Raw genomic sequence first — 23,870 nt, 5'->3', positions numbered from 1 at the left:
TAACAGGCCATGCGAATCCTTACCCTGGCACTGCAAACTCAACTGGCTACTTATCGGCAAAGGTTTTGGGAGCCCTTGTTGATCATCGTGGCGATCTTTATTGCCAGTGCCGGCCTGACTGCAGTTACACTGATCAACGCCGGGGCGTCCTCTCAGCTTAAACAGTTTTCTGTGGGTGATGTGCCCGTTAATTTTCATATCGTTCCGCGCAGCGAAAACAGACCGCTTAAACGCTCGGACTATGCCGATCTTCGCCGCCAGGGGCTGGACTTTTTAGTGGCTTATACTCAAACCGCTAATGGGCAGTTAGCGGTTGATACGGTTACGCTGTTTAATCTGTTACCTTCCCCCAATCGCACTTCGTCGCAGCAAAACAGCTTTGCACAACAGGCGGTGTTGAGCGGTATTAAGGATATCAATCAGTTTTACCGCGAAGAAATCACTCTACAAACCCATCCGCTAAGCGGTCTGCTGGTTGTGGGTGAGCTGTCGCCCGAGCAGTATAAGCTGCTGGAGGCATCCCTTCCTTCACACCTGCAATTAACCCCCTTTGTGTTTACTTCATCCGCCAACAACCTGAGTGACAGTTTCAGCCTCAATCTGTGGGCCATGGGTGCATTGATGGTGCTGGTTAGCATTTTTATTGTGTTCAATGCCTTTAACCTTCTGGTGGCCGCGCGCACGCCGGTGCTGGTGAAGTTACGTCAGCTGGGAGTGGGTCAGGCTGTATTGTTACGGGTTCTGCAACTGGAAATGTTGATTCTGGCCCTGGCTGGCGCGGTTTGTGGCGTGATTGCTGGGGCATGGTTAGTTAGCGTTATTACACCGGTGCTCAGTAATATTTACCGGTTGTTGCTGGATGGTCAGTTTAGTGGTAGTCAGTTTTCTGCTGCACGTTTGATATTGCTGGCCGTGGTGTTTTGCGCCGTCGCGGTGTTGGTAATGGGCCTGCTTATTAAACAGCGTCTGGCACATAGTCTGGCCCGTCGCAGTTATCTAACCGCCGCTTTTAACGTTCGGTTTAAATCAGGCTACACGCTGTGGTTAGTGGTGGGTTTAGTGATAGTCGCGCTGGGGGCATTGTTGTTAGCCAGCCAGTTACAGGCACTTTTATACATTGGTTTGGTGTTGATTGCTGGTTGCACTACGGTGGTGTTGCTAATGCCGCAGTTAATGAGCCTGGTAGCGCGGCGGGTAAGTACAACAAAGCCGCTGCTGCACTGGAGTATGCACAATGCGGTGAGTCTGTCACAACGCACCAGGCTGGCGGCCTGTGCATTTTTTATTGCCCTGGCGGCCAATATCGGCATGAATGTGATGGTCGACAGTTTTCGACAGGCCACTGAGCAGTGGCTTGAGCAACGCCTGTTTGCGCCGTTTTATCTCTACACGGATTTTGCAGGTGATCTGTCGGCCGAGGAGGGCGCGCCAGTGCCGTTGCTAGCCCGGTATGGTAAAGACGTTCATGTTACCGGGCAAACTATCGAGCTGCGCAGTTTTCCCGATGCTGCTGAATATCAACAGTACTTAATGCTAGATAGTCAGTCACTCAATGCGTGGTCTGCTTTTTATGCTCAGAGCGGGGTATTCATAAACCAACAGTTGGCCTACAGACAAAACCTTGAAACCGGCGATATGGTTAGCCTGCCTTTAAGCGCTGGGTTACGGGCTTTTGAAGTCGTTGGCGTTTATCCTGATTACGGTAATCCCAAAGCGCAGGTGTTACTGCCAGAGGCGCTGCTTTCTCGTGAGTATGAACTGATTTCAGCTTATGCCGCCTTTGCATCCCCTTCAGAACAGGCGGCGCTGGAAAGCTGGCTCAGCGAGCAAAGTCAATCAGCGCGCCTGATCCCGCGAAGTACCCTGATTGAGCAGTCCATGATGGTGTTCTCCCGCACCTTTTTAACCACTGATACGTTAAATCTGGTTACTATGTTGGTGGCGGCATTATCGTTTTTTGTGTCGATTACGCTGCTGGTAATGGATATTAAGCCGCAACTGCTACTGCTGCGCAGCGTCGGTGTCAGCCCATTTCGTATTAAATTATCACTGTTTTCACAGTATTGTTTTATTGCGGTGAGCTGTGCGTTGCTGGCTCTGCCATTTGCGCTATTACTGGCCTGGTTGCTGGTAAACAAGGTTAACCGTTTTGCCTTTCACTGGACCTATCCATTAATTCTGGATCCAATCATTGTTTCGCAAAGCCTGTTCATTGGGTTGGGTCTGTTGGTGCTGCTCATGGCGTTACCCCTTGGCCGGTTGCAGGCCAGGTTTTACTCGCAGCAGGAGGCGTTATGAACAGACTATGGCTGATACTGTTAGTTGTAATCAGCGCCTTTTCCGGGTCGTTACAGTCTCAGCAAGTCAATCGTTCTTCATTGTTTGGCGGCTTCAAGGCTGATAACCAGGCACAGGTAAGCACTACACAACCCGTGTCTTTACCCGCCGACCATGCCCCGCATCAGGGCTATCAGATAGAGTGGTGGTACCTTACGCTGCTGTTGGAGAATGATGCCGGTGAGCCGTTTAATTATCAGTTTACCTTGTTTAAATTTGCCCGTCCTGAATTAGCCTCTAATTGGGGCGAAGGGATTGTGTGGATGGGGCATTCTTCCCTGCATACGCAAACAAAGCATTATTTTGATGAAAAATTTGCTCAGCAGGGTACGGGTATTGCCAGCTTTAGCACGGTGCCGGTAACGTTTTATATTGATAACTGGCAATGGCAAAGTGAGCAGGAAGCAGCGCTGTTTCCCGCCGAACTTAACGCCACCTCTGGCCCCGCAGCGCTTAAACTGACGATGACTGCCGACAAACCCTTTGTTAAGCACGGCCAACAGGGCGTAAGTTTTAAAACTGGTGACGGGCGCTATCGCTCGTACTACTACAGCCAGCCGTTTATTAACGCCAGCGGTCAGATCACCGTTGATGGCGTAACCCACAGTATTAGCGGCATAGGCTGGTACGATCACGAGTGGACATCGCAACTGGCCGACGAAGACGCGTTGGGCTGGGATTGGTTTTCGCTGCACTTTGACGACGGCCGAAAACTGATGGCCTTTACCATGTACGTAGAAGGTAGCGAGGCTTACACCACCGGTACGTTAATCAGTGCACAAGGCGAGACGCAACCGCTGGGCCCGGATGAGCTACAGATTTCACCGCTTACCACCAGTGAGGTTGCAGGCCGAGACATACCGGTTGTATGGCAAGTGCGTATTCCCGAACAGCAAATAGATATCACCACTAAAGCGTTTAAAACCGACCAATGGAATAACAGCCGCTTTCCCTATTACGAAGGGGCAATTTCGTTTAGCGGCAGCCATGCTGGTAAGGGCTATATGGAACTTACCGGTTACTGAGTTGAAGTTGTCCAGCCCGGGAAAAATTAGCTGATGCACTCGCTGAAAGGTAAATACCCTTCAGCCACCTTGCGGCGTGGTTTTACGACTCGTTATCGAAATCAAAATAAAAAACAAAATGAGGTACAGTGGCATATCAATAAACGTGGTGTAGGTTAACCACTGATTTTCGGTGAGCAGCAGCGCCATGGCGTAGTTCATTGCTGCCATCAATAGTCCTAGAACACTCAGCCCTATTACGAAAGGCTGATGTTTAACCGGCGAGTTAAGGTAACGCTCAAAACGCGGTGCGAAATATTTACCCTTGCGAAACACGCCGTCAGCTAATAGCACACCGGCACCTAAAATTCCCATGATGGTGCCTTTGAGCTGGACAAAAAATTCACTGTCGAAAGTGAGTGATAACAGTGCGGATATCAATAGCATAACCGTACCAAAAACAGCAAAGCCGCCGAGTAAGTCAACTTTAACAAAACGTTGAATGACAACCAGAGCTAAGCCCAGAGCAATACTGGTAAATGCCGCAACGGTTAAATCGCCCGTTGTTTTGGACACTATAAAAAACGCAGCACCTAAGCCGATATCGGCGAAGATAGAGTGTTTGTTTTTCTGCCACAGGTCAGTTTGTTGCTGGCGCTCTTGTTTGAGCGTTTCGGTATCTTGTGCACCGGCTAGTTTTTGTAATGTTTTATCGGCAAAGTAAATATCTTTGCCCGGGTGACTGGCATAGATACACTTATCGTCCTGGTAAACCTCAATGCCCACGGTCAGCCAGTTGATGTAGCCCACCGACACTTTTAGCGTATTGTTTGCGTCATCACAACGGACGGTGTGAGTAAGAACTTTAAGCTCGTCGATAAAGTTACCGGTTAATTCATCAATCACCTTTCCGTCCTTGTACAGGCGCGACGTATAAGTCGTCATAGTAAAGGTATAGCGGATTTCATAGTTGTCGTGGTTATATTTGAAGGGACGTCGATAGGTCCATAATCGCATCAGAGATTTCCTTGTTAAATGAACGTAAACGGGCTACTGATGGCAGCACCCAATAAAGTATTAAGTGCATTTAGTAGGAAGAGGGAAGGGTAATATTGCAGTGTTTTTCCGCTGACGCTTTATTTTGTGTGCCTTCTACCATGTAATCAAACTTAACCTCAGTCAGGGCCGGTGTTTTATCGGTGTTCGCCGCTGTGGGCTGCCAGCGCCATTGCTTTATGGCTTTAATCGCTGTTTTGTCAAATACACCAAATGGAAATGAGTCGGTGATCTTCTGAACCACTGCTTTACCCTGGCTGTTCACTACAAATTTTACCGTTACACAACCTGACAGGCCGTTTCTGGCCGCATCTGCTGTATAACCCGGATCCACACGTCGTTGAACTGTCCACAGTGTATTAAACTCGGCGTCGGTGGTCAGTGAGAGGTGTGCAAAGTTGTTTTCGTTGTTACGACTATCTTGTGAATCTGTGGTCAGTTGGTTACTCGCACAGCCAGCGAGTAGACTAATCAGACTGATAAAAAGGGTTTTCTTCATTGCTAAATCCTTTAGCTAAATTTAGTTGGCAGCGATTTATAGCAAAATTTTAGCAGTGTGTCATCAACCAACACGACTCACTACCCGTTGGGCCAGTTCGGATAAGCGCATATTCTGTTCCATGGCGGTACTTTGCAGTTTGCGGTAGGCCTGCTGTTCAGAAAGTTCGCCTTGTTGCATCAACAGCAATTTGGCCCGGTCGATGACTTTTTGTTCATTGAGTGCTTGTCTGGCGGCACTGAGTTCGTCGGCCATATCCTCGATACGCTGAGCCTGGCCGCGAATCAGATCGTAAAACGATTTATGCGCCGAAAGGGCTGAGCCTTCGGGCAGTTTATTCGCTTCTCTGTCGGCACCCTTAAGGCCCTTTACCGTATTGTCATAAAGCATGGTAATAGGCGTATCGGTAAGTGGCGGCGAACTGTTCAGGGAAGCGATCAGCAGCTCATGATTGCGCAGTTCTTCTTCGGCCTGTTGAATGCGTAGGCTAGCCTGGTCGGTTAGACGGTCGGTCAGATGCTCTTCAATAGACTGCATGGCATCGATGCGCTGCGTAGCGATGTCGTACCAGATTTCACTGAGCTCAGCTGAGCATTCCCCGCCTGCGGCCAGTGACTGAATCATCGCTCTTAATCGAGTGATTTGAGAGGCCGTATCGCTGGTTTGCTGTCCCTGCCACATTTGCATTTCTTCTTCATCAGCAAAGTTTTCGAAGGTTTCAAAGCAGTGCTGCTGCGAGTCACTGAGGGCATTAACCCGATCTCCCAGATCACTGTCGAAGTGACTTTCGGCAAAACCAATAGCGCCCCACGCCCGTTCCTGCCCGGCATATTCTTTACCCTGCATAAAGTTAAACAGGGCTACCAGTAAGCGGGTCATGGTGGGATCGCTGGCCACATCGGCCGCCTCAAAAACAACGTCGAGTAAACCGGTAATTAAGCGGCAGTAGGCGTTAGTGGATTCCAAAGGCGTAAGTTGTTGAGCGGCAATTTTGTTGCGTAAATCGGGTAGGTGATCCATACCTTGCAGGGCAAAGGTGATACTGCTGAGTAAACGCATGGACTGGCCGTTATCCTGCTGACCAAGGTAAAGTGATTTCAGCAGGCTGCGTAAATCCTGCTCACACCGCTCACTGGCTGCTATTTGCTGCTGACGCTGCTTACAAAACCGGTCGCCCTTTGAGCCTAAGTAAACATTGCTGAGCCCACGTTCGCGCTGTAACTGATGGATCATGTCCTTAACCGCTTTTACGGTTCTACAGTTCGATGACAGGTGCTGTAATGCCTGAATTTCCTGATGCTTCGCCGACAATAAGAATCGCTTGGTAATGTCACTGTGTTTGCTCATCAGGCGCTCCGTAAAGTAGACCAGCTATTAAAATTAACTTTGGAGGCAAGCAATTCTTATTCCCATGTAATACTTTGGTCGCAAAGAATGCAGTTTGTGTTTTAAATAGGCAGTAATAGCGCGTTTTGCCAAAAACACGCGCAATTATTACCGCAGCAAAGGAAGTTGCACCGTTAATAATGCACTTTAATGGTGAAACTGCGCTATCGTGGCGCGCCACACTTAAGGGTAAGCGTTTCAAAAAATCGGCGCTTTATTTTAAATTGTTGATAATTATTGTTTATTTATTTTCACTTGAGTTGGCATCGAAATTGTATCGGTAAAATCAGCAAACCGTAATGGTTTTACAATTGGAATAGAATTCGGATAAAGGCGTCCGCAACTTACTTCTTAGGAGTGAGTGCGGACGCCTTTTTTTGTGCCTGACGATTGTAATGAAGTGTTTGTGGGTGTGTTTTTGTTCAATATATTTAGGTGATTAATATGGCGTATTTACTACCTTCTGAGTTTGCAACCAAAATGGTTGATGCGGGTGAGTCGAAGATTTACATGTCGACCCGCGACACGTTAATTCGTGCGTTTATGGCCGGTGCTATTCTGGCACTTGCGGCAGTATTTGCTATAACTATCGCCGTTAAAACCGGCGTGTTTCTGATTGGGGCTATCCTGTTCCCGGTTGGTTTCTGTATGCTTTATCTGATGGGCTTTGACCTGTTAACTGGTGTATTTGTACTGGCGCCGCTGGCCTGGCTGGCAAAACGGCCCGGGGTTACCTGGCCGCAAATCTTGCGAAACTGGGGGCTGGTGTTTGTGGGTAACTTTGCCGGTGCGTTAACGGTTGCCTTAATGATGTCGTTTATCTTTACCATGGGTTACAACACCGATGGCGGAGCTATTGCTACTAAAGTTGCCGGGATCGGTGAAGCTCGAACTCTGGGGTACGCCGAATACGGTGCAGCTGGCTGGTTTACTATTTTTATTCGCGGCATGTTGTGTAATTGGATGGTATCACTGGGCGTGGTTGGCGCGATGATTTCTACCCATGTCAGTGGCAAGGTACTGGCGATGTGGATGCCTATCATGCTGTTCTTCTTTATGGGCTTTGAACACTCAGTGGTTAATATGTTCCTGTTCCCGTTTGGTCTGATCATGGGCGGTGAGTTTTCAATCATGGATTACTTTATCTGGAATGAAATCCCCACCGCGTTAGGTAACCTGGTAGGAGGCTTAGCATTTACTGGTCTGACGCTTTATTCCACTCACGTTAAAACGGCACCTAAGCGTATACTGGCCACTGGCGGCACTAACAAAGCAGTGCCGGCGGCGAAAGTGAACGATAAAGTATAAGCTCCTATGCCTGAAGTTCGCTGGGGAGCATTCTCCGGCAAAGGAATAAAAAACATCAATCAGGACTGTCACGCTGTGACAGTGCCTGATTTTTCGCGTTTGCAGCGTCGTGGCATTATTGCCGCCGTGGCAGACGGGATCAGCAGTAGTCAGGTGAGTCAATACGCCAGCGAACTGGCCATTAATGAGTTTGTTCGCGATTACCTGATGACGGCTAACGTATGGTCACCGGCACGGGCCGCCGAGTTGGTCCTGCGAACCATTAACACCCGTTTATATATCAAGTCACAACTTAGCCCCTATCGGGAGAATCCGGATAAGGGCTACGTGTGTACCTTTAGTGCCGTGCTTCTGCACGGTGATAAAGCCATTTTACTGCACTGCGGTGACAGCCGTATTTATCACATTCGTCAACATCAGGTCGAACTGTGTACGCAGGATCATCGTCAGCAAGGTGAAGGCGGCCATCATTATCTGAGTAATGCACTGGGCATTAAACCCGAATTAAATGTAGACATTACCGCCAGGGATATTCAGCCCGGGGATACCTTCGTGGTGATGACCGACGGTATCGCCGAAACCCTCTCGGTTGAGGACTGGTTAGCCGTTTTGCAACAAGCTGACACCGACTTAAATAAAGGCTGTGAACAGGTTGCTAACATGGCTCTGGATTTTGGTTGCAATGATAACCTGACCATCGCCGCGGTTAACGTTAAGGCCATTAATCAGCCGGTGCCGGTCAGCTATGAATCATCCGGTTATCTGCCATTTATTACGAGCCCAATCACAGCTGGTAGTGTTATTGATGACTGGTGTGTCCAAAGGCTGCTCAGCAACACCGAACGCAGTAGCGTGTATCTTGCCCGCCATAGCCATTCAAATGAGCAGGTGGTGCTTAAAGTGCCGGCCGTGTCGATGCAGGAAAACCGCGGCTTTCTGGATGAGATGATCAAAGAGGAGTGGGTGGCTAAGCGTGTTACTCACCCGCAATTACTTAACGGTGTCAGTGAGGCGTTTTCACGTACCTGTTTTTACGTCGTACTGGCATACCGCCCGGGCATTAGCTTGCGGCAGTGGCGTGATGATAACGGTGCACCTGGTCTGATGCTACTCAGAGACTGGGCTACGCAGCTATCCGGCGCTTTAACCGCGCTGCATCGGCAGGGGATTTTGCATCAGGATATTCGACCTGAGAACGTCCTGGTTGGCGACAACAATACCCTGACGCTGATTGACTATGGTGCAGCGAGCTTGTCCGGTCACAACTTTTTAATGGCCAGTGAGCAGTTGTTTATTCCCGGCGATTTGCTGTTTGCTGCGCCTGAGTATTTCGTTGGCCTGTGGCCAGATGAGAGCGCCGAGCAGTTCTCTTTAGCGATATTAATGTATTACCTGTTGTCGGGGGAATATCCCTATGATGCGAATGTTGCCAAAAAGACCAGTTATTCAGGTTTACTCACGCTGCGTTACATTAGCTTAAATCAACGTAATGTCTCGGTGCCGGCGTGGGTGGATGCCACCATAAAGCGTGCCTGTCAGCCCCAGGCTTCCAAACGCTACGAAAGTTTATCGGAGTTTGTCTATGATCTGCATCATCCTAATCCGGCCTATGGGCGCACGCTACCGCTAATAGAGCGGCACCCGGTGCGAGTGTGGCAGGGCATCTCTGGCATACTGGTTATTGCAGTATTAATACTGCTGGTGCTGCTTTTTGGCGCAGCCTAGAGTAGCCAGGGTTGTGCACCAAGAACAGGATTTTGCTTTGTTTTGGTGCGTATTAGTATGGGGCAAGGGAGATGAAAAATACTAAGTAATTGAAAATAATTAATTATAAATATTGGCACTTAATTTGTATCAGTATTTATATCAAGACTCTTGTGGCCTGTCTGCTATTAGCCAGTGACAGACCCAAAGGCCTGAACAAACAGATTAGCAAATGCTTAAACAGGCAATGAAGCCCACAACCAGGAATGGTTGTGGGTTTTTTTTTTGCCTTTAAAAAGGGTGGACGAAATGAACATGTCATCAAGGCAACAACGCATCGTTATTATTGGTAATGGTATGGTGGGTCACCACTTTGTCGAGCAACTGATTAACAGTGAGCACACCTGCCATATCACGGTATTAAGTGGCGAAAGCCGACTGGCTTATGACCGTGTTTATCTCTCTTCTTATTTTTCCGGCAAAACCGCGGCCGATCTGGCGCTTACTGATGAGCAAACCTATCAGGACTGGGGCGTTAATGCCGTCACCAACGGCTGGGTAACCAACATCGATCGTGACAAGCAGGTCGTCACCACCCAATCAGGCGAGACTTATGAGTACGACACCCTGGTACTGGCAACCGGTTCTTACCCTTTCGTACCGCCGATTCCTGGTAACGATCAGGAACATTGCCTGGTGTATCGTACTATAGAGGACCTGGAAGCTATCAGCGCTTCTGCCGCACAAAGCAAAGTGGGGGTTGTGGTGGGCGGTGGTCTGCTAGGACTGGAAGCGGCGAATGCGCTGAAACAGGCTGGACTTGATACCCACGTGGTGGAATTTGCCCCGCAGCTTATGGCGGTACAGCTCGATCCCATGGGCGGTGAATTGCTGAAAGACAAAATTGAAGCGCTCGGTGTGCAGGTTCACACGCAAAAAGCCACCGAATGTATCGAAGCCGGTGAAACCTGTCGCTACCGCATGAAGTTTTCAGACGGCACGCACCTGGAAACCGACCTGGTGCTATTTTCCGCCGGGATCCGCCCCAGCGATCAACTGGCTCGTGAGTTTGGCCTGGTTGTCGGTGAACGTGGTGGCATCGTCATCGATAACCAGTGTAAAACCTCTGATGAGAATGTTTATGCCATTGGTGAATGTGCGCTATGGGATAAGAAAATCTATGGTCTGGTCGCCCCCGGTTATGCCATGGCACGCGCTGCCGTCGCCAATATCATCGGTAATGAAGGCGAATTTGCCGGCTTTGATATGAGTACCAAACTGAAACTGATGGGCGTGGAAGTGGGCTCTATTGGTGATGCCCACGGTCGCACGCCAGGCGCGTTGTCTTACACTTATCATGACCAACCGGAGGGCGTATATAAAAAGCTGGTGGTGGATGCCAATAAATCACTGGTACTGGGTGCTGTGTTAATTGGTGATACCAGCGATTACGACACCCTTTTGCAGTATGCCCTTAATAGTATTGCTTTACCGGCCAGTCCTGAGTCGTTAATTCTGCCGTCGGCAGGAGAAAAGCCTCTCCTGGGGGCGGATGCACTGGGCGATACGGCGACCATTTGTTCCTGCCACAACGTTTCTAAAGGCGACATCGTGGGTGCAATCGATGGCGGTTGCTGCTCAGTAGGCGATGTTAAATCCAGTACCAAAGCGGCCACTGGTTGTGGCGGCTGTGCAGCGTTACTGAAGAATGTGGTTGACAGCGAACTGGAAAAACGCGGCGTAGAAGTATCCAAAGCCATTTGTGAGCACTTCAACTACTCTCGTCAGGAGCTCTATCATCTGATTCAGGTAGGGAAAATCCAGAGTTTCGAAGCGCTGCTGGAAAAACACGGCAAGGGCTTAGGTTGCGATATTTGTAAACCGGCTGCCGCGTCGATTTTTGCCTCGGTATGGAATGATTACATTCTGGCAAAACAGCATCAGCCGTTACAGGACACTAACGATACCTATCTGGGTAACATGCAAAAAGACGGTACCTATTCCATCGTGCCACGGGTTGCCGGCGGGGAAATTACCCCCGACAAACTTATTCTGCTCGGCGACGTGGCTAAACGTTATAACCTGTACACCAAAATTACCGGTGGGCAGCGTATTGACCTGTTCGGAGCCCGCGTCGAGCAGCTTCCGGCTATCTGGGAAGAGCTGGTGGCCGGTGGCTTTGAAACCGGTCACGCTTATGCCAAGGCGTTGCGAACTGTTAAATCCTGTGTGGGCAGTACCTGGTGCCGCTACGGCGTGCAGGACTCGGTGACTCAGGCTATCGATCTGGAAAACCGTTATAAAGGGCTGCGTGCACCGCACAAAATTAAATTTGCCGTCTCCGGTTGTACCCGTGAATGCGCTGAAGCGCAGGGTAAAGACATCGGTGTAATTGCCACCGAAAACGGCTGGAACCTTTACGTATGTGGAAACGGCGGCATGAAGCCGCGCCACGCCGATTTATTTGCCACTGATCTAGATGATGCAACGCTGGTGAAATACATGGACCGCGTGCTGATGTTCTATGCCAAAACGGCCGATCGCCTGCAACGGACATCGGTGTGGATGGAAAACCTCGAAGGCGGTCTGGAGTACTTAAAGTCAGTGGTCATTGACGATTCGCTGGGTATTTGTGCAGAGCTTGAAGCGCAGATGCAGCATATTGCTGACTCTTACCAGTGCGAGTGGAAAACCACTATTGAATCGCCTGAAGCATTAAAACGTTTTCGTCAGTTCGTTAACAGTGATGAATCGGATTCGAATATCCAATTTGTGACTGAGCGCGAGCAAATTCGTCCGGCCACCAAGGCCGAAAAATTTTCGGCTGGTAAAGCCATTCCCGTAGAACTCGTTTAGGAGAATTATCATGCAGGCTCAGGCTAATATTATTGCTCCATGGCATGATGTGTGTCATGTGGATGACCTGGTCACTAACAGTGGTGTGTGTGCGCTAATCGGCGAGGTGCAGGTAGCGATTTTCAGTGTCCAGCTCGATGGCGAAGAGAACCTCTATGCAATCAGCAACTGGGATCCTATTGGTGAAGCCAATGTGCTGTACCGCGGCATTGTAGGCACGCTGACTGATAAAATTGTGGTGGCTTCACCGCTTTATAAAGAGCACTACGACCTGGCAACGGGAACGTGTCTGGAACGTGATGATATCAGCGTTAACACCTATCCGGTGCGTGTTGATCACAACCGCGTGTTTATCGAACTTTAATCACGGGTGAAACTATGAATGCCGCGCTGCCAAATGTAACTCCCAAAGGCCAACCAGCCAGTAAGCTGGTGCAAACCACCTGTCCATACTGTGGAGTGGGCTGTGGTGTGGATGTAGTGCAAAGCGGCGGCATGGCAGGCAGCCTCAGCGAGCTGCAAGGTTCCACTGAACATCCGGCTAACTTTGGGCGCCTTTGCATCAAAGGCACTCATCTGTTGGAAACCCTGGACGGCAATAAGCGTTTACTCAAGCCGGTAGTGTATGGCCAACAAGCCAGCTGGGATGAGGCAACGTCTGTTATTGCGGCCAAAATGAAAAGTATTGTTGAGCAACATGGGCCGGATGCTGTGGCGATTTATGGCTCAGGGCAGTTGCTCACCGAAGATTACTACGTTGCCAACAAGCTGATGAAAGGCTTTATTGGAACGGCGAATATCGATACGAATTCGCGGCTGTGCATGTCTTCTGCGGTGGTTGCCCATAAACGGGCATTCGGTGAAGACATTGTGCCGTGTAATTACGAAGACCTTGAATACACCGATTTACTGATCTTAACCGGCAGCAACGCGGCCTGGACGCACCCGGTATTATTCCAACGCATAGAACGGGCTAAACTGCGTAATCCGGACATGAAAGTGGTGGTGGTGGATCCAAGAGAGACCGACAGCTGTTCACTGGCCGATTTGCATGTTGCCCTCAAACCCGGCACCGACACCGCGCTGTTTTGTGGCTTGCTGAATTATCTGGCCAATCATCAGGCCCTCGATGATAAGTTTATTCAAAGCTCAACTAACGGCTTTGCGCAAGCCCTGGCGGATGCTGCGCAGTGGAATGTTGCAAAAGTTGCGAATACCTGTGATGTACCGGTTGCTGTAATAAAGCAGTTGTTCAATTGGTTTGCCAACTTGCCCCGGGCTATCACCTTTTTCTCCATGGGCATTAATCAGTCAACCAGTGGTGTGGATAAAGGCAATGCCATTATTAACTGCCATCTTGCCTGCGGCAAAATTGGTAAAGAGGGCTGCGGTCCGTTTTCGATTACCGGTCAGCCCAATGCCATGGGGGGCCGTGAGGTGGGGGGATTGTCCAATATGCTGGCCGCGCATATGGATATCGATAATCCACAGCACCAAGCCACGGTTAAGCAATTCTGGCAGGCGCCGAATCTAATCACTAAGCCCGGCTTAAGGGCGGTGGATATGTTTCAGGCTGCGGCCGAGGGCAAGGTGAAGTGCCTTTGGATCATGGCAACCAACCCGGTGGCGAGTATGCCAAACCGAGCGTTAGTGGAAGCTGCACTAAAAAACTGTGAGCTGGTTATCGTGTCTGACACAGCGGCACAAACCGACACGCTGAACTACGCGCACATAGCCCTGCCAGCCACTGGCTGGTCAGAAAAAAACGGCACAGTGACCAATTCTGAGCGGCGCATTTCCCGTCAGCGAGGATTGGTTGAACCCATGGGTGAAGCTAAACACGACTGGGAAATCCTATCGTTGGTAGGCCGGGCTATGGGCTTTAAAGATGCCTTTGCGTATCAGCATCCGGCCGAGATTTTTGCAGAGCATTGTGCATTAACCGCAGCCAACAATAACGGCTCCCGCGCACTGGATTTAGGCCCGTTGGCTAACCTGACTATTGCACAATACGATAATCTGCGCCCGCAGCAATGGCCCCTGAGCGACACCCACCGTATTGGGACAGCCCGCCTGTTTGCTGACGGGTCTTTTTATACCTCAAATGGCAAAGCGAATTTTGTGGCCATTACGCCACGTTTACCTGATCAGTTAACCAGCCCCGACTATCCGTTTGTGTTAAATACCGGTCGGGTGCGCGATCAGTGGCATACCATGACCCGCACCGGCAATGCGCCGCGTTTGTTGAAACATATCGACCGTCCATGGCTGAGTGTGCATCCAGAAGATGCCCGGGCATTGCGGTTAAAAGAGGGCGAACTGGTAAAAGCCGAAGCCGCCTGCAGTGATGATATTGAGGTTATTCTGCCGGTAAAAATCGATAGCAAACAGCGTCGAAGTGAAGTCTTTGCGCCGTTTCACTGGTCTGCTACCTGGGGCTCTCATGCCCGGGTAGGCGCATTGTTGAACGGTGCAAATGATCCGTTGTCTGGTCAGCCAGAATTAAAACACGGGGCAATTAAATTAAGCCCGGCAATGATGCAGAGTTACGGCGTTATTTTTGGTGATGAGACGCTGGTACAGAATTTACAAAAGGCTGCTTATTATTTTCTGAAGATGCCAACGCCCGTTGCGCAAAGCATCGATGTGGCTGACCCGCGTATGCCACAGGAAATGCTCAGCGATGTCCTGTCATGCTTACCCCGTGATGCACAGTGGGCTACTAAGCAAGGCCCTGAGCTGTTAAGTGTTGTCGTGACCCGGAAAGAAAAGCTTATTCTCGCCGTTCTTATTAACCACCGGCCCAACGATATTCCGCGTGACTGGCTGGACTCTGTGTATAGCAGTGAGTCGCTAACTGCCGAACAGATAAACGGGTTGTTGGAACAACAGCCAGATGAAGAATTTCGCCTGGGGAAAGTGGTGTGTAGCTGTTTTGGTGTGCGTGAAAATACCATCAGACTAGCCATTAGCGATGGCACTAACACAGTTAGCGAGCTCGGTACGGCACTGCAATGCGGGACCAATTGTGGGTCGTGCAAAACCGAGTTGGCCAGCCTGATTGCATCGACATCGGTCGATGTGCAAAACAATGAGGAAAAGACCAATGACTATGCGCTTTAATACACTTGTGATGCCGCTGATGCTAAAAGTATCCCGTTTGGGCGCGGCGTTGTTTGGCCAGCAAAATGCTACACCGACAGGCAGAAAAGCTTGCGGACAGGCTGCTCAACCCGGTGAAGTGTTTATCGTTGGTGCCGGGCCGGGCGATGCTGAATTACTCACGCTGAAGGCGCACCGCTTATTACAGGAAGCCGATGTGGTGTTATTTGACTGGCTGGTGGATCAGTCAGTACTGGATTGCATCCCGCGACATGTCGCTCGTGAATTTGTGGGAAAACGTTGCGGTAAGCACAGTGTGCCTCAGGAACAAATTTGTCAGCGACTGGTCGAGCTTGGGCTACAGGGCAAGCGGATAGTGCGCTTAAAGGGCGGCGATCCGGCGATTTTTGCCCGCACCAGTGAAGAAACCGATGCGCTGCATCAGGCGGGCATACCGTTCGCCATTGTGCCCGGTATTACCGCAGCGTCCGGAGCCTCTGCTTACACCGGTATTCCGTTAACCGACCGCCGCTTTGCGCAGTCTGTGCGATTTATGACCGCGCAGTTTAAGGAGCCGGCCAAAGAGGCAGACTGGCGGGCCATTGCTCAGAGCAGTGCGCGTGAAACAACGGTTGTTTATATGGGGCTAAAACGCTTGGCTTTGCTCGCCCGGCGTTTGGATGAAGCGGGTGTCGAGGGCACTTTACCCGTTGCAGTGATTGAGAACGCGTGTTGTAATCATCAACAGGTTATCGTTGGTTCCGTCAGCGATATTTATCAACGCGTGGTCGACGCGGAAATCGAAGGACCGGCGCTCGTCGTGATAGGTCATGTGGTTTCTGCCCGTCAGCCCATCACCGCCGATTTGTTACATCATACCTATGAGCAACGCGCCATTTAGCGAATACATCAAAGTCCTCGGCAAAGGCCAGCGGGGCGCCCGGCATCTTACGCAATCTGAAGCCTTCGATGCCTTTTCTCAATTACTCAACCAGTCTATTGCGCCGGAACAAGCCGGCGCTTTTTTAATGCTGCTGCGCATGCAGGAGGAATCTGTAGAAGAGTTGTGCGGCTTTATTGCTGCTTGTCGCAGAAAATTACCCGCCGCATTAAGCGCAATGCAAGCCAGTGTGGATATTGGTTGTTATGCTGGCAAGCGCCGTCAATTACCCTGGTATTTGCTGAGCGTGGCGTTACTTGCTCGCACCGGTTACCGGGTGTGCCTGCATGGTGCCTCCGAGCCCGGTTCAAAACGTTTTTATGCCAGCCATGCCCTGGCGGAGTTAGGGCTGCCACTGGCAACGTCGGTGCAACACGCCGCGCAGACTATGGACACCCTGAATGCCTGTTATCTGGATTTAGGCATTGCCTTACCTGAGCTTGATCGCATCATTAAACTGCGTGAATTATTTGGTTTGCGGTCCTGCGCCAATACCCTGGCGAGGCTGTTAAACCCTAGTGGTGCACCGTTTGCGGTACAGGGGGTTTACCATACCCATTTGGATGAGCGGCATGCGCAGGTTAATGAAACCTTTAGCTCGCAGCACTCCCTGGTGTTTCGCGGTGACGGTGGTGATCCCGAAGTTAACCGGGACCGTGCCACAGACCTTTATTACACATGCGAGGGTAAAACCGAAAAGGTTGTGTTGCCTGAGGCCGAGGGCTGGGCAATGAAAGAGCGTGATTTCTCGGTCGCGACCCTGTTAGCCGTGTGGCGCGGTGATCTGGAGCATGGTTATGCCCGTCAGGCGGTAATTGCTTCGCTGGCGGTGTATCTGATGTTACTGGAAAAATTAAGTCAGCAAGAGGCCCTACAGCGGGCATCAGCGCTATGGCAAATGCGCTATAAGCAGGCATTACCTTTTCACAGTGAGCACTGACAGTGCACAAAATGCACTACGATGAGTCGCTGAATTTCAACGACAAATAACCCATTCTTATAAGTTTTTGAAAATTAATGTTATTTAATGTTGGCACTAAATATGAATAACTCTTTTTAGCAATACGAGTATGCGCTAAACCTAAACAATTTATTGATACCTTGCGGTCTTCTTATGAGGCGAGGTACACGGCAACGAAGCCCACCCGTTCACAATGACGCTGTCATTTCGAACGGGTGGGTTTTTTTTTGGCTTAAGGAAAGTACATGTTACACAAGACTGTAAAACATAAGTTCAAGCAGGTGGCAGGTTCGCTGACACTGGTTGCGTCATTATTTACTGCCTCAGTGACTACCGTGTCTGCTGAGGATATTGGCTGGCCAGAAAAAGAAGAGCTGAAGTTTGGCTTTATCAAGCTTACCGATATGGCGCCATTGGCCATAGCTTATGAAAAAGGCTATTTCGAAGATGAAGGGCTGTATGTCACGTTGGAAGCCCAGGCTAACTGGAAAGTGCTTCTTGATCGTGTTATCGACGGACAACTGGACGGTGCACACATGCTGGCTGGCCAGCCTTTAGGCGCTACTATTGGTTTTGGAACCCAGTCACATATTATTACCGCTTTCAGCATGGACTTAAACGGTAACGGGATCACCGTTTCCAACGATGTCTGGGCTGAAATGGAAAAGCACATTCCGGTTGAAAATGGCAAGCCGGTCCACCCGATCAAAGCCGAGTATTTAAAGCCGGTTGTCGAGAGCTACAAACAAGCGGGTAAGCCTTTTAAAATGGGCATGGTGTTTCCGGTTTCCACCCATAACTATGAACTGCGTTACTGGTTAGCCGCCGGCGGTATTCACCCTGGTTACTATGCGCCGCACAAAGGCGATACGTCTGGCCAAATCGACGCCCAGGCGCTGCTATCGGTTACGCCACCACCGCAAATGCCAGCGACCATGGAAGCCGGTACCATTTATGGTTACTGCGTAGGTGAGCCGTGGAACCAGCAAGCGGTATTTAAAGGTATCGGGGTACCGGTGATTACCGACTATGAGATTTGGAAAAACAACCCGGAAAAAGTCTTCGGTGTCAGCAAAAAATGGGCGGAAGAAAACCCCAATACGCATATCCGTGTGGTCAAAGCGATGATCCGCGCGGCCATGTGGTTAGATGCTAACAACAACGCTAACCGCCCGGAAGCGGTAAAAATTCTTGCCAAGAGCAGCTATGTCGGTGCCGATGCCGACGTTATTGCCAACAGTATGACCGGCACTTTTGAATATGAAAAAGGCGATAAGCGAGAGGTGCCTGATTTCAACGTGTTCTTTCGTCATAACGCCACCTATCCGTACTACAGTGATGCGATCTGGTACTTAACCCAAATGCGCCGCTGGGGTCAGATTGCTGAGCCTAAGTCTGATGACTGGTATATGCAAACGGCTAAGAGTGTGTATCGTCCTGATATCTATGCTGTCGCGGCACAAGCGCTTATTGATGAAGGCGTTGCTGATGCTAAAGACTTCCCTGATTTCGATAGTGAAACCGGCTTTAAGCAGCCACAAACTGAGTTTATCGACAACGTGACGTTTGATGGCAGCAAGCCCAATGAATATTTAGAGCAATTCTCAATTGGTCTGAAAGGCGACACGGTTTTATAACCGTGTCTCTCGGACCCTCGATGATAAAAGGTAAAGACGATGAGTAAATCGGTACCAGTTGTCAGCCATATTGGCCAGATCCGCGGTAAAAATGTGTTAGGGAATATTATGTCCACCGTACCCAAATTATTGATGCCTGTTGTTGGCATATTATTATTCCTCGCGATTTGGAATGTGGTAGCCAAAAACATCGATACGTCGCTGGGACAGTTTCCTGGTCCGGCACAGGTATGGGAACAAACCTTTACGTTAATCGATGAACACAGCGCCCAACGTGAGAAAGCAGAAGCTTTCTATGTCCGCCAGGAAGAACGCAACGCTGCACGGGTAGCAAAAGATCCCACCTACGTGCCTAAAATCCGTGATTTCACCGGCGCGCCAACGTTCTTCGATCAAATCTGGACCAGTTTATACACCGTAATGGTGGGCTTTTTTATTGCCAGCATCGTGGCGGTGCCGGTGGGGATTTTGTGTGGTCTGAGTAAATCAGCGTACTCGGCCATGAACCCGCTGATCCAGATCTTTAAACCGGTGTCGCCACTGGCCTGGTTACCGCTGGTCACCATGGTGGTGAGTGCGGTGTATGTGAGCGACGACCCGATGTTTTCCAAATCGTTTATCACCTCCGCTTTCACGGTTTCGCTGTGCTGCTTATGGCCCACGCTAATTAATACTGCGGTAGGCGTTTCTAACATCGATTCGGATCTGGTGAACGTCAGTAAGGTGCTGCGCTTAAAGCCTCTGAGTCATGTACAGAAAATCGTTTTGCCAGCGTCAATTCCAATGATTTTCACCGGCCTGCGATTGTCGCTGGGCATTGGCTGGATGGTACTGATAGCGGCTGAAATGCTCGCACAGAATCCCGGCCTGGGTAAGTTTGTCTGGGATGAATTCCAGAATGGCAGCTCAGAGTCGCTGGCGCGCATCATGGTAGCGGTGATCACCATTGGTTTAATTGGTTTCCTGCTGGACCGTCTGATGCTGTCTGTACAGCGTCTGGTGAGTTGGGACAAAAACGCAGTGCTGCGCTAAGCGGCTAACACATTCGAGGAATTAAATTATGCAAAGCAGATATTTAGAACTCAGTCAGGTAGGCATTGATTTTCCTACGCCAAAAGGGCCGTTTACTGCATTAACCGACGTTAACCTGAAGATTCAGAAAGGCGAGTTTATCTCCCTGATTGGTCACTCAGGATGTGGTAAATCTACGGTGTTAAACATAGTAGCTGGCCTGCATCAGGCGACCACCGGTGGCGTTATTCTTGACGGTGCAGAAGTGAAGGAGCCAGGCCCTGAGCGGGCAGTGGTGTTTCAGAACCACTCCCTGTTGCCCTGGTTATCCTGCTACAAAAATGTTGAGCTGGCCGTGAAGCAAACCCAGAAAGGTAAATCCAAACAGGAAATCCGTGATTGGGTAATGCACAACATGGAACTGGTGCACATGACTCACGCACTGGACAAACTGCCTGCAGAAATTTCCGGCGGAATGAAGCAACGGGTGGGGATCGCCCGGGCGCTTGCCATGGAGCCGAAAGTGCTGTTAATGGATGAGCCCTTTGGTGCCCTTGATGCCCTGACTCGGGCCCATTTGCAGGACTCGCTGATGGAGATCCATGCGGATCTGGGCAATACCGTTATTATGATCACCCACGACGTGGATGAAGCCGTGTTGTTATCCGACCGCATTGTAATGATGACCAATGGTCCTTCTGCCACCATTGGCGAAATTCTTGACGTTCATCTTGAACGCCCTCGTGACCGACTGGCTCTGGCTGATAACCCGGAGTACAACCATTACCGGCATGAAGTGCTGACCTTCCTTTATGAAAAACAAAAGAAGGTAGAAACCGTTTCGGGACATAAAAAAGCAAAGCAGTCCGGCGCCCAAAAAAAATCTGACGCCGCTTAAGTAATCTTAAAAAAACAAATTTTTAGCTCGGCCTTAAAGGGCCGGGCCGGGTAATCTCACGCTCAATTTAGGAATTTATCATGAAAACACCAGTTTCTGTCTTTAAACGTGGCCTGTTAGCTACTGTAATTTCTGTTTCGTTATTGCCCGCTGCGCAAGCCGCGACTGAATGGCATGACGCGCTGTCTGACGCCAAGACATCAGCCAGTTTTCGCCTGCGATACGAAGGTGCGAATCAGGATAATGCGGTAAAGGATGCCAGTGCACTGACGCTGCGTACCTTGCTGAGCTTCGAATCCGGCGAGTACAACGGTTTTTCATTTAAAGCAGATTTAGAAGATGTCACTATCGTGATGGGACAAGGGGATTACACCGTAGGGCCGGCGGGCTATAACCCCGGCGAGTATTCAGTGATTGCCGACCCGGAAACCACCGAACTAAACCAGGGTTATTTGCAATTTAAAAGTGACGGCCTGACTGTGAAAGCCGGGCGTCAGATTATCGCGCTCGACGGCCACCGTTTTGTTGGTCACGTTGGCTGGCGTCAGGATTGGCAAACCTATGATGCGGTGTCGGTAAACTACAAGGTGAGTGAAAAGCTGAACGCGTTTTATGCCTATCTTAACAAGCGTAACCGCATCTTTGCAGAAGCCGCCGATATTGATTCTAAAGATCACTTACTCAATGTAAGCTATAAGGACGATTTTGGTAAGTTAACCGCTTATGCGTACCTGCTTGAAGTGGATAACAACACCGATAACAGTTTAGATACCTACGGCGTAAGTTATGCCGGCGCTTATAAAACGGATTCCGTTAAATGGCTTTACAGCGCCGAGTTTGCTACCCAGTCAAGCGAAGCGGCAGCAACTGATTATTCTGCTACTTACGCAATGTTAGAAGCTGGCGCTGTGATTTCAGGTGTTACCGCTAAACTAGGCTACGAGTTGCTGGGATCTGATGAGGGGATGTACGGCTTTGCCACACCACTGGCGACCCTGCATAAATTTAACGGTTGGTCTGATCAATGGTTAGGCACACCAGCGCAAGGGTTACAGGATGTTTACGTAAGCGCGGCAACCAAGTTTGCCGGTGGCAACTGGTTGTTTGTGTACCACGACTTCAGTGCAGATGAGGCAAGTAGCACAGTTGACGATCTGGGCAGTGAGATCAATATTCAATATACCACCAAAATAGCTGAAAAATTTAGCTTTGGTGCCAAATATGCCAATTATTCAGCAGGCGACATCAAGGTCGATACTGATAAACTATGGGTATGGATAGCCACTAAATTTTAATTAACAATGACAGCAGCCGTAATAGACAAGCTGATCCAGCAGCCTCCACATTACAGCCTGGGATTCATCCTGGCTGGAGGCAGCTCGAGACGAATGGGAAGTGACAAAGCACAACTCAAAGTGGGTCAGCAAACCATGCTGGATATCGCCTCTGATGTACTTCGAACGGCGGCGGTCAATCAGCATTTTGTGGTGGGCGGCGTTGCGGCGGATTTAGTCGAACAGCAGTCGGGGCACGGGCCTGCCAGTGCCATTTGTGACGTGCTGGCGCGTTTTTCCGCTGCGGAGGATAGTCAGAGACTGGCTTTGTTTATGCCGGTTGATATGCCCCGTCTTACTGTTTTTAGCATTAATACCTTGCTGGAGTGTGCCAGGCGTAACGAACAGACCGTCTATTACTGCGCGCACTATTTACCTTTGGTTATCCCGGTTACCCCGCAAACTCAGGAGGCCGCCCGGTCTCTGATTGCGGCTGATTCGTCGCCATCGGTACGTAAATTACTGGCCAGCCTGAATGCCCGGTCAGTAGCATTCAGCGGCAAATCGGCAGAGCTGATAAATATAAACCGTCCGGAAGAGCTGGCTGCGTTGAATTCAGGTGTTTAACAGGGCTTCCTTTACTTCCTTGGGCAATGTACTGGTAAACGCTGCCAGATGTCGTTCGTCGTCTTTTACCGAAATAAACTGGTGGGCATAATAGAGCAAATTAATCCAGGTTTTATCATCAAACGGCGCATCCTGAATGTCCAGTAACGGCGCGATTAACTCTTCCGGGAAACACCATAGGGTCAGTAAAAATACCGTAATAAGAATATCCGGGTGAGTGCTAACCTTGTTAAGCTGGGCAGCCAGTTGCGGTGAGTTTTCATTAACCATAGCCAGCACCAACCGGCCAGTGCCGTTTAATACTGCAGCAGTAAATACCTGTTCCTTACATTTGGCCGGACAATTCAGCGCAATTGCCAGCGTTTTACCACAGGCGGCCATCTGACGGGTGCTGTCACAGACTTGCTGATGAAGTGAGGCGGGCATGAGGTGCGCGGTTTCGCTCTCCAGTACAAAACTGATGGTCAGGGCATAAAGCAATTGTGTACCGAGTCGACTAATGGCCTCTTCCAGGGTGTCGGTTGTGCGCTGGAAACCCAGGTATGCCGAATTAGCAACCTGCATGATACGTGCGCCGATTAACGGTTCTTCAAGAATAATATCGGCAATCTGACTGGCGTTAGTGTGTTCATCGTTCAACGCGGTACGTAATTTTTCGATAATTTCAGGTAATACCGGCAGTTGGCTTAACTGACCCAGACATTTCTGTTGGGAGTGGGTTACCGGCAGAGCTTTAAGCTTTTCTACGTGGCTTAACAGTTCACCAATGTGTTCGTCACTAAATGGTTTATTGAGTAGACTGTGGGCATTTCCGCTATTACCGAGCAGGATTTCATCGCGGGTATCGCCGGTCATCAGTACTCGAATAGACAACGGATACTTTTGGGCGACTTGTTGGAGTAACTCCGCGCCGTTGATTCCCGGCATCCGGTAATCGCAAAATACAATGTCCGGATAAGCCTTTTCTCGCAGTGAGTGCTGCCATGTCAGCGGCTGATTTATGAAAGTGGCATCCCAGCTTGGGATCAGGCGCCTTGCTGTACGCCTAATCGCCTTGAGCATCAGTTCATCGTCGTCGATAAACACTGCATAGTAATTATTCGTCATCGTTGCTTTACTGCCAGCCTCAAAAGCGAAAGTAACCCTGCCCGCCGCCGTGCATCTATTCCCGCTTGAGTCGCTACACCCGACTCAAAGGAAATAATTGGCATTACTTGTTATGCTTAGTTATACGATATTTTTTGCAAGTTTACTGTTCTTAACCTATATA

General features: G+C 49.8%; 18 protein-coding genes and 2 pseudogenes. 16 read left to right on the top strand and 4 right to left on the bottom strand.

Features of this window, described 5'->3' with window-relative positions:
* The first annotated feature begins 9 nt into the window (after positions 1-9).
* Together AC2T0J_RS21310 and AC2T0J_RS21305 are read left to right on the top strand one after the other, a co-directional pair.
* Positions 10-2,298: an FtsX-like permease family protein gene (locus tag AC2T0J_RS21310; RefSeq protein WP_489807738.1), complete on the top strand. Its 2,289-nt coding sequence runs from the start codon at positions 10-12 to the stop codon at positions 2,296-2,298.
* Positions 2,295-3,362, top strand: coding sequence for a lipocalin-like domain-containing protein (locus AC2T0J_RS21305; protein ID WP_489807737.1), 1,068 nt, complete (start codon positions 2,295-2,297; stop codon positions 3,360-3,362). Before AC2T0J_RS21310 ends, AC2T0J_RS21305 begins: the two co-directional genes overlap by 4 nt.
* Positions 3,363-3,422: 60 nt before the next feature.
* On the opposite strand, the gene AC2T0J_RS21300 is transcribed toward AC2T0J_RS21305, so the two are convergent.
* The 3 genes from AC2T0J_RS21300 to AC2T0J_RS21290 form a co-directional block, all read right to left on the bottom strand.
* Positions 3,423-4,358, bottom strand: coding sequence for a septation protein IspZ (locus AC2T0J_RS21300; RefSeq protein ID WP_489807736.1), 936 nt, complete (start codon positions 4,356-4,358; stop codon positions 3,423-3,425).
* 70 nt (positions 4,359-4,428) lie between these two features.
* A complete protein-coding gene (locus AC2T0J_RS21295) occupies positions 4,429-4,896 on the bottom strand; it encodes an energy transducer TonB (protein ID WP_489807735.1) in 468 nt (155 codons plus the stop codon).
* A 63-nt stretch (positions 4,897-4,959) separates the two neighbouring features.
* Positions 4,960-6,243, bottom strand: coding sequence for a nitrate- and nitrite sensing domain-containing protein (locus tag AC2T0J_RS21290; RefSeq protein WP_489807734.1), 1,284 nt, complete (start codon positions 6,241-6,243; stop codon positions 4,960-4,962).
* Positions 6,244-6,726: 483 nt separating this feature from the next.
* On the opposite strand from AC2T0J_RS21290, the gene AC2T0J_RS21285 reads away from it, so the two are divergent.
* The 14 genes and pseudogenes from AC2T0J_RS21285 to mobA all read left to right on the top strand — a co-directional run bounded on the left by AC2T0J_RS21285 (position 6,727) and on the right by mobA (position 22,600).
* Complete coding sequence (locus tag AC2T0J_RS21285; protein WP_489807733.1) at positions 6,727-7,590, top strand: formate/nitrite transporter family protein; 864 nt, start codon at positions 6,727-6,729, stop codon at positions 7,588-7,590.
* Positions 7,591-7,596: 6 nt separating this feature from the next.
* Positions 7,597-9,315, top strand: coding sequence for a bifunctional protein-serine/threonine kinase/phosphatase (locus AC2T0J_RS21280; RefSeq protein WP_489807732.1), 1,719 nt, complete (start codon positions 7,597-7,599; stop codon positions 9,313-9,315).
* 294 nt (positions 9,316-9,609) lie between these two features.
* Entirely contained in the window at positions 9,610-12,150 is a 2,541-nt protein-coding gene (gene nirB, locus AC2T0J_RS21275; protein ID WP_489810380.1) for a nitrite reductase large subunit NirB, read from the top strand.
* 10 nt (positions 12,151-12,160) lie between these two features.
* Positions 12,161-12,514, top strand: a complete 354-nt coding sequence (gene nirD, locus AC2T0J_RS21270) for a nitrite reductase small subunit NirD (protein WP_489807731.1) — start codon at positions 12,161-12,163, stop codon at positions 12,512-12,514.
* 14 nt (positions 12,515-12,528) lie between these two features.
* Positions 12,529-13,950 (top strand): annotated as a pseudogene (locus AC2T0J_RS21265) (molybdopterin-dependent oxidoreductase); the annotation flags it as partial.
* A 414-nt stretch (positions 13,951-14,364) separates the two neighbouring features.
* Positions 14,365-14,601 (top strand): annotated as a pseudogene (locus AC2T0J_RS21260) (molybdopterin dinucleotide binding domain-containing protein); the annotation flags it as partial.
* An 84-nt stretch (positions 14,602-14,685) separates the two neighbouring features.
* The gene (locus AC2T0J_RS21255; protein ID WP_489810379.1) at positions 14,686-15,273 is read left to right on the top strand and encodes a (2Fe-2S)-binding protein; all 588 of its coding nucleotides are present in this window, start codon (positions 14,686-14,688) and stop codon (positions 15,271-15,273) included.
* Positions 15,257-16,153 (top strand): uroporphyrinogen-III C-methyltransferase, encoded by an 897-nt coding sequence (cobA, locus tag AC2T0J_RS21250; RefSeq protein WP_489807730.1) that lies wholly within the window; start codon positions 15,257-15,259, stop codon positions 16,151-16,153. The genes AC2T0J_RS21255 and cobA overlap by 17 nt, the downstream gene beginning before the upstream one ends.
* Entirely contained in the window at positions 16,134-17,132 is a 999-nt protein-coding gene (locus AC2T0J_RS21245) for a glycosyl transferase family protein (RefSeq protein WP_489807729.1), read from the top strand. Before cobA ends, AC2T0J_RS21245 begins: the two co-directional genes overlap by 20 nt.
* Before the next feature lie 266 nt (positions 17,133-17,398).
* Positions 17,399-18,790: a CmpA/NrtA family ABC transporter substrate-binding protein gene (locus tag AC2T0J_RS21240; RefSeq protein WP_489807728.1), complete on the top strand. Its 1,392-nt coding sequence runs from the start codon at positions 17,399-17,401 to the stop codon at positions 18,788-18,790.
* A 108-nt stretch (positions 18,791-18,898) separates the two neighbouring features.
* Entirely contained in the window at positions 18,899-19,822 is a 924-nt protein-coding gene (locus AC2T0J_RS21235; protein WP_489810378.1) for an ABC transporter permease, read from the top strand.
* A 28-nt stretch (positions 19,823-19,850) separates the two neighbouring features.
* Positions 19,851-20,699, top strand: coding sequence for an ABC transporter ATP-binding protein (locus tag AC2T0J_RS21230; protein ID WP_489807727.1), 849 nt, complete (start codon positions 19,851-19,853; stop codon positions 20,697-20,699).
* 80 nt (positions 20,700-20,779) lie between these two features.
* A complete protein-coding gene (locus AC2T0J_RS21225; protein WP_489807726.1) occupies positions 20,780-21,994 on the top strand; it encodes an alginate export family protein in 1,215 nt (404 codons plus the stop codon).
* A 93-nt stretch (positions 21,995-22,087) separates the two neighbouring features.
* Positions 22,088-22,600 (top strand): molybdenum cofactor guanylyltransferase, encoded by a 513-nt coding sequence (gene mobA / locus AC2T0J_RS21220; RefSeq protein ID WP_489807725.1) that lies wholly within the window; start codon positions 22,088-22,090, stop codon positions 22,598-22,600.
* Here the strand turns inward: mobA and AC2T0J_RS21215 are convergent.
* Entirely contained in the window at positions 22,589-23,707 is a 1,119-nt protein-coding gene (locus AC2T0J_RS21215) for an HDOD domain-containing protein (RefSeq protein ID WP_489807724.1), read from the bottom strand. The genes mobA and AC2T0J_RS21215 overlap by 12 nt on opposite strands.
* Between the last annotated feature and the right edge of the window lie 163 nt (positions 23,708-23,870).

The organism is Alteromonas sp. ISO5, from assembly GCF_058105165.1.
Note: the sequence above shows the minus strand (reverse complement) of the source record. Positions and strands in the feature narration are given on the sequence as shown.

Excerpts from the sequence above, each read along its gene's own strand:
- AC2T0J_RS21255 (WP_489810379.1), top strand. The coding sequence starts at position 14,686 with ATGATGCAGAGTTACGGCGTTATTTTTGGTGATGAGACGCTGGTACAG.
- AC2T0J_RS21295 (WP_489807735.1), bottom strand. The coding sequence starts at position 4,896 with ATGAAGAAAACCCTTTTTATCAGTCTGATTAGTCTACTCGCTGGCTGT.
- AC2T0J_RS21280 (WP_489807732.1), top strand. The coding sequence starts at position 7,597 with ATGCCTGAAGTTCGCTGGGGAGCATTCTCCGGCAAAGGAATAAAAAAC.
- AC2T0J_RS21230 (WP_489807727.1), top strand. The coding sequence starts at position 19,851 with ATGCAAAGCAGATATTTAGAACTCAGTCAGGTAGGCATTGATTTTCCT.
- AC2T0J_RS21285 (WP_489807733.1), top strand. The coding sequence starts at position 6,727 with ATGGCGTATTTACTACCTTCTGAGTTTGCAACCAAAATGGTTGATGCG.
- mobA (WP_489807725.1), top strand. The coding sequence starts at position 22,088 with ATGGGAAGTGACAAAGCACAACTCAAAGTGGGTCAGCAAACCATGCTG.
- AC2T0J_RS21300 (WP_489807736.1), bottom strand. The coding sequence starts at position 4,358 with ATGCGATTATGGACCTATCGACGTCCCTTCAAATATAACCACGACAAC.
- AC2T0J_RS21225 (WP_489807726.1), top strand. The coding sequence starts at position 20,780 with ATGAAAACACCAGTTTCTGTCTTTAAACGTGGCCTGTTAGCTACTGTA.
- AC2T0J_RS21290 (WP_489807734.1), bottom strand. The coding sequence starts at position 6,243 with ATGAGCAAACACAGTGACATTACCAAGCGATTCTTATTGTCGGCGAAG.
- AC2T0J_RS21240 (WP_489807728.1), top strand. The coding sequence starts at position 17,399 with ATGTTACACAAGACTGTAAAACATAAGTTCAAGCAGGTGGCAGGTTCG.
- AC2T0J_RS21310 (WP_489807738.1), top strand. The coding sequence starts at position 10 with ATGCGAATCCTTACCCTGGCACTGCAAACTCAACTGGCTACTTATCGG.
- AC2T0J_RS21245 (WP_489807729.1), top strand. The coding sequence starts at position 16,134 with ATGAGCAACGCGCCATTTAGCGAATACATCAAAGTCCTCGGCAAAGGC.
- AC2T0J_RS21235 (WP_489810378.1), top strand. The coding sequence starts at position 18,899 with ATGTCCACCGTACCCAAATTATTGATGCCTGTTGTTGGCATATTATTA.
- cobA (WP_489807730.1), top strand. The coding sequence starts at position 15,257 with ATGACTATGCGCTTTAATACACTTGTGATGCCGCTGATGCTAAAAGTA.
- AC2T0J_RS21305 (WP_489807737.1), top strand. The coding sequence starts at position 2,295 with ATGAACAGACTATGGCTGATACTGTTAGTTGTAATCAGCGCCTTTTCC.
- nirD (WP_489807731.1), top strand. The coding sequence starts at position 12,161 with ATGCAGGCTCAGGCTAATATTATTGCTCCATGGCATGATGTGTGTCAT.
- AC2T0J_RS21215 (WP_489807724.1), bottom strand. The coding sequence starts at position 23,707 with ATGACGAATAATTACTATGCAGTGTTTATCGACGACGATGAACTGATG.
- nirB (WP_489810380.1), top strand. The coding sequence starts at position 9,610 with ATGTCATCAAGGCAACAACGCATCGTTATTATTGGTAATGGTATGGTG.